Origin of the sequence: Levilactobacillus tangyuanensis, assembly GCF_003946545.1 — a bacterium.
GTDB classification, from domain to species: Bacteria; Bacillota; Bacilli; order Lactobacillales; family Lactobacillaceae; genus Levilactobacillus; species Levilactobacillus tangyuanensis.
The window spans coordinates 1-4417 of the sequence record NZ_RHOA01000029.1; the positions used below are offsets into that span (position 1 = coordinate 1).

Sequence of the window (4417 nt, forward strand, 5' to 3'; positions counted from 1 at the left end):
GTGCTAGTGCGCCACGTTGAAAACGTGATAAAGTAGATGTACCCAAAGTAATCACTCCCTATATTGGTTGGAATTAGCTACTACCATTGTAAGTGATTGCTTTGGGCTTTTTAATTTCTGTTCGGATTAATTATAGAATTTGCCTCCACTGGATTGCAAGGTGCACATCCTGCTGTTCAATGGCTTTTAAAATGTTTTGATGAATGATGGGCTGATCACTGTGAAATTTAAGCTCGATAAACTGCTTACCGAAGCGATCGTTGAATGACTGCCAAAAGTGTTCGTAAATTGTCGCAATCACGCTGTTATGGGCGGCTTCAATAATTGCTTCGTGAAATTTTTCGTCCGCCTGACGATAGGCTTCGATTGAATGACGTTTGGCAGCTGCCGCCCGAATTTCGAGATAATAGCCCAGGGCCTTCAAATCGGTTGCGTTCCGGTTCAGGCAGGCAAGGTTGACGATGCTGATTTCCAAGGCCTTGCGGGCTTCGTAGGCTTCAATTGCCGGCGCTTCCCGTAACGCTTTTGAAATGGTTGGGTCGGGCAGGGTGTCGTGGATTACGGTGGTGCCCTTTCCCTGAATAACCTCGATTAAGCCGAGGTTGGCGAGTACTTTGATAGCTTCGCGGATTGTTGAACGGCCGACATTGTATTGCGCCATTAAGTTCGGTTCGGTGGGGAGCCGATCACCAACTGCTAATTCGTGGTTTAAGATGGCGGCTTCGATTTCCTGGGAAACCTTATCCGCTAAACTCTGGGACTTTGATTGATTGTTCTGGATGGTTGGCACTTCCTAACACCTCATTAAAGCTTACTTTTTTCCTCGTCATAACCTTCCAACAAGTTGGCATAACGAGCTAATGCAAATAGATAGTCTGAAAGCCGGTTCAGATATTCGAGAATTTCTTCATTCAATGGCTGGGCCTTATCGTTGAGTTCAACGACTAATCGTTCGGCCTTCCGAGCTAATGCCCGGGCATACTGCAACGCGGCCCCTGACGGGTTACCACCAGGGAGGATAAACGCTTTGATTACAGGTAATTTGGCCATGATGGCATCGATTTCGGTCTCTAACTGCTTGGTCTTCTCGTCAGTAATTTCATGGTGGCGCTTGACGGTGATGTCCGCTTGCAGTTCGTAAAGGTTGTGCTGGATGAGATTAAGTTTAGGCGCTAATTCTTGAGCTTTGGGTGACAAGATTGAGATCACATAACCCAACCAAGAGTCCAGTTCATCGATGGCCCCAAGCGCTTCAATCTGTAAGTCATACTTTGGGACCATTCGACCGGTGACCTGCTTGGTTTTACCGTGATCACCGACTTTAGTGTAGATTTTTACCATGTGTGTCGCTCCTTTGGATGTAAGGGTCAGTAGATTTATCATAAGCTAATTTTGCGCATTTTGCGATAATTAATTTTGGAAAATGAAAAATTTGTGGCACCTAATGAGGCTGCCGACCGGTAATGATTGCCTGCACAAATGCAGAAAGGCGCTCGTGGCCCATCATAAATAATTTAAAATGGAGAATCCGCATTTCGCCCTTTTCCCGCCGAATTTCGTGATGGTATTCGCGGTTGATTGATTTAATCCGGCGTTGTTCTTCTCGAGGGGAATTTTGCGGGTCGGGCGTGTACGTGCCAAACACGGATTTGTCGATAAAGCGAATATTGCGAAGAAACTCCTCACGCTGTTTTTCCGTCTTCTTGAATGGGTTCAAATGATTACCTCCTCACATAATGGTAATTTAACGCTGCTAATCGCGACCGTCAAGCGCCCAGGACGGGTTTTCGCCAAACAAAAACGGAAACCTTTGGTCAGATTTCCGTTCTTGGATCACCGCCGTAAAATGGGTGATTGGATGATTCAAATTTAAAAGATCATTATTACTTAATTGGGCAGGCGCCGCCTTCACAGTCGGTTTGACCGATAATTTCGGCACCCTTTTGATCATGGTTACCGCTCAACTGTTCAAATGTCCGTTGAACGTCACCGTGGATCTGCATGACCTTTTCTTCGTAAACTTTTGGCTCGATTGGTTCCTTAGGAGCTTGCTTGAATTCGTTACCAACGTAAGGCAATAACGACGTTGACTTAGTGGTGAAGCGGTACTGCTTCATCAGTGGGGCAATCTGGTCGCCTTCATCTGGTTGGAATGTAACGGTACAGCTAACCGCGTTATCGGACCAGTAAGTCTGCAGGAATGCCTGGGTGGCAAATTGTTCAGCAATCGAAACGTTCCCAGCTGAAGCAAAGGCTTTGCTGTCAGCGTGAGCAGCGCGGATTGGGAATTCAGCAACCATGGTGTTCTTGGAGTAAACGTCCTTTTCAACGTGGTAGCCGCAAGCTTTCAATGCTGGCAGCAACGGATCAGAATCTTGGAACCGGATTCGTTGAATCAGGTAAGGGGCGTAGTGGAAGTGCATGCCTTCCGAAACGCCGGCTAATTTAGCAACGGTCCCTGATGGCTTAACGGTTGTGTGTTTGAGGGAGGTGTTGCAGCCTAGTTCATCTGAGTAGTCCTTATCAGCTTTCACAACGGCCTTGTATAAACCATCAACCATTTTAACCGCACGTTTGTCGTAAATCGGCTTCTTGATTGCTTCGCCGGTTTCAGGATCCTTGGCTTCTTCGTAACCAACAACGACCCGGTTACCTAATTCGCTTAAAATCCAGTCTTGAATCCCGGACATTGAGATACCAATCCGGCGATTCTTCTTGATTGCTTTACGAGAAACTTCCCAGTCGTATGGGCTGAAAGTAACCCGTTTGGAGAAACGAGTCCCCAAAGCAAAGGCTTCATCGAGGTCCCAATTTTGCTGGCTGGCAACGTAAGGGAAGACTTCAAAGAGGTTACATGGTTCACCGTTTGAAAGTGAAATTTCACCACATGGGTTAGTCCCCTCAACGTTTGGATCGATGTCCTTTTGCAAGCCGTCGATTTTCCGGCCGTAGTTCTTGGATAATTCCAAGTTCACGATGCCGGGTTCGCCATTATGTTGAATGGAATCGGCGATTGGGCCGTAATTGCTGAATTTTGAGTCAACGGCAACACTGTTGTTAGAAGCCCAACGGTGATGCATGAGCTTTTCTTGGTCCTGCTTCATGGTGATGAAATCCTCATCATCGGCGGAGCCCAATGCTAATTCGGCAGAACGGCGAACGTTTCCGGCAACAACGGTCTTACCAATCATGTTGCCAATATCGGTCATGTCAACGGATGACAAGTGACGACGAACGCGGGCGTTCAAAATCTTGTTAATGTCAAATAGCATTTCAATGAGCGGCATTGGACCAGAGGCAGTTCCACCAAAGCCCTTGATCTTAGCACCCTTTTCACGGATGTCACTCATATCAAGAACCAGGTTCTTTTGACCCTTTGGATTAGTTGAAGCAAAGTGCAGGTCAATCAGATGCGCATTTGAAAGAACCCAGCCTTCGCGGGTATCGGGCAGGCGATAGTAAGCTGCATCGGTAATTGAATGCTTCTCAAAGTAGGCGTCCTTGTCAACGGCCCCCATTTTGAGGGAAGCATCATAGGATTTACTATTCTTGTCAATCACGATGGTTAAGTTGACTTCGTTGTTGACCAACGGAATCTTATGAACGTTTTCTTTAACGACAGAAAAACCGACACCGCCGCCCTTCATTAATTGGTCAAACATGAAGGAGTATGGCATTGAAACGGCTGGCTGATCCTTCTTCAAATATTCGGGCATAATGTGGCTGTCACCGTATGGTTGTGGGCGAATGCCGATAAACCAACAGTTGTTCAGGGCATCTCCGTTGCGAGCCTCATAAGGGGTTCCTGAGATCCACAGGTTTCGACCTGATGGGGTGGCAGCAAGGCCGTAGATTAATTTGTAAAGCTTCTTGGCTTCGTCGGTTAATTCACTGACTACTTGGGGATCCACATTGTTTTGGTGAAGTCGTGGGTCGAGGTTGATATTGCCCTCGACAACCCGCTTAACGGTTTCGTCCCAGTTCTCTGTCCGCTGCTTCTCTGGGATCCAACGGGCGTAAGTTCTCTTATATGTAACCCAGCCTAATTCGCCCCAGTGCGGTGTGATTTCGCTTTTTACTCGATTTATAAATTCATCAGATAGTGAAACTGATGAAAGTTTCATTGCTTGCATAACGATTCCTCCCGTACTTTTCATAAGTATTTCTTGTACTCATATTGACTTTGTTTCAGTCGCTTTTGATCGATTCGACACTATATATAGTATCTCGATGCGGACTGATAAGCAATATATTGCGCCTAAGAGAAATCGTCAGATGAACCGATGAACCGCGAGGCGACAAGGCTTGGCGTGGATAAAAAATATTTTGGGTTTAAAAATGGCAGATTGCAAGAAATAACTTGAACAAATTTAGTAACGCAGATCACGCAAAAAGATCTCAATCGGTGTTCGCCAAT

General features: G+C 46.3%; 4 protein-coding genes. All 4 read right to left on the minus strand.

The window, feature by feature from the left end:
• Positions 1 to 130: 130 nt before the first annotated feature.
• The 4 genes from EKM96_RS10410 to nrdJ all read right to left on the minus strand — a co-directional run bounded on the left by EKM96_RS10410 (position 131) and on the right by nrdJ (position 4133).
• Complete coding sequence (locus EKM96_RS10410; protein ID WP_071665520.1) at positions 131 to 790, minus strand: FadR/GntR family transcriptional regulator; 660 nt, start codon at positions 788 to 790, stop codon at positions 131 to 133.
• A gap of 14 nt (positions 791 to 804) precedes the next feature.
• Positions 805 to 1341, minus strand: a complete 537-nt coding sequence (locus EKM96_RS10415; RefSeq protein WP_071665521.1) for a cob(I)yrinic acid a,c-diamide adenosyltransferase — start codon at positions 1339 to 1341, stop codon at positions 805 to 807.
• Between the two features lie 100 nt (positions 1342 to 1441).
• Complete coding sequence (locus tag EKM96_RS10420; RefSeq protein ID WP_008210697.1) at positions 1442 to 1717, minus strand: hypothetical protein; 276 nt, start codon at positions 1715 to 1717, stop codon at positions 1442 to 1444.
• A 166-nt stretch (positions 1718 to 1883) separates the two neighbouring features.
• On the minus strand, positions 1884 to 4133 hold the full coding sequence (gene nrdJ / locus EKM96_RS10425) for a ribonucleoside-triphosphate reductase, adenosylcobalamin-dependent (protein WP_125643355.1): 2250 nt from the start codon (positions 4131 to 4133) through the stop codon (positions 1884 to 1886).
• Between the last annotated feature and the right edge of the window lie 284 nt (positions 4134 to 4417).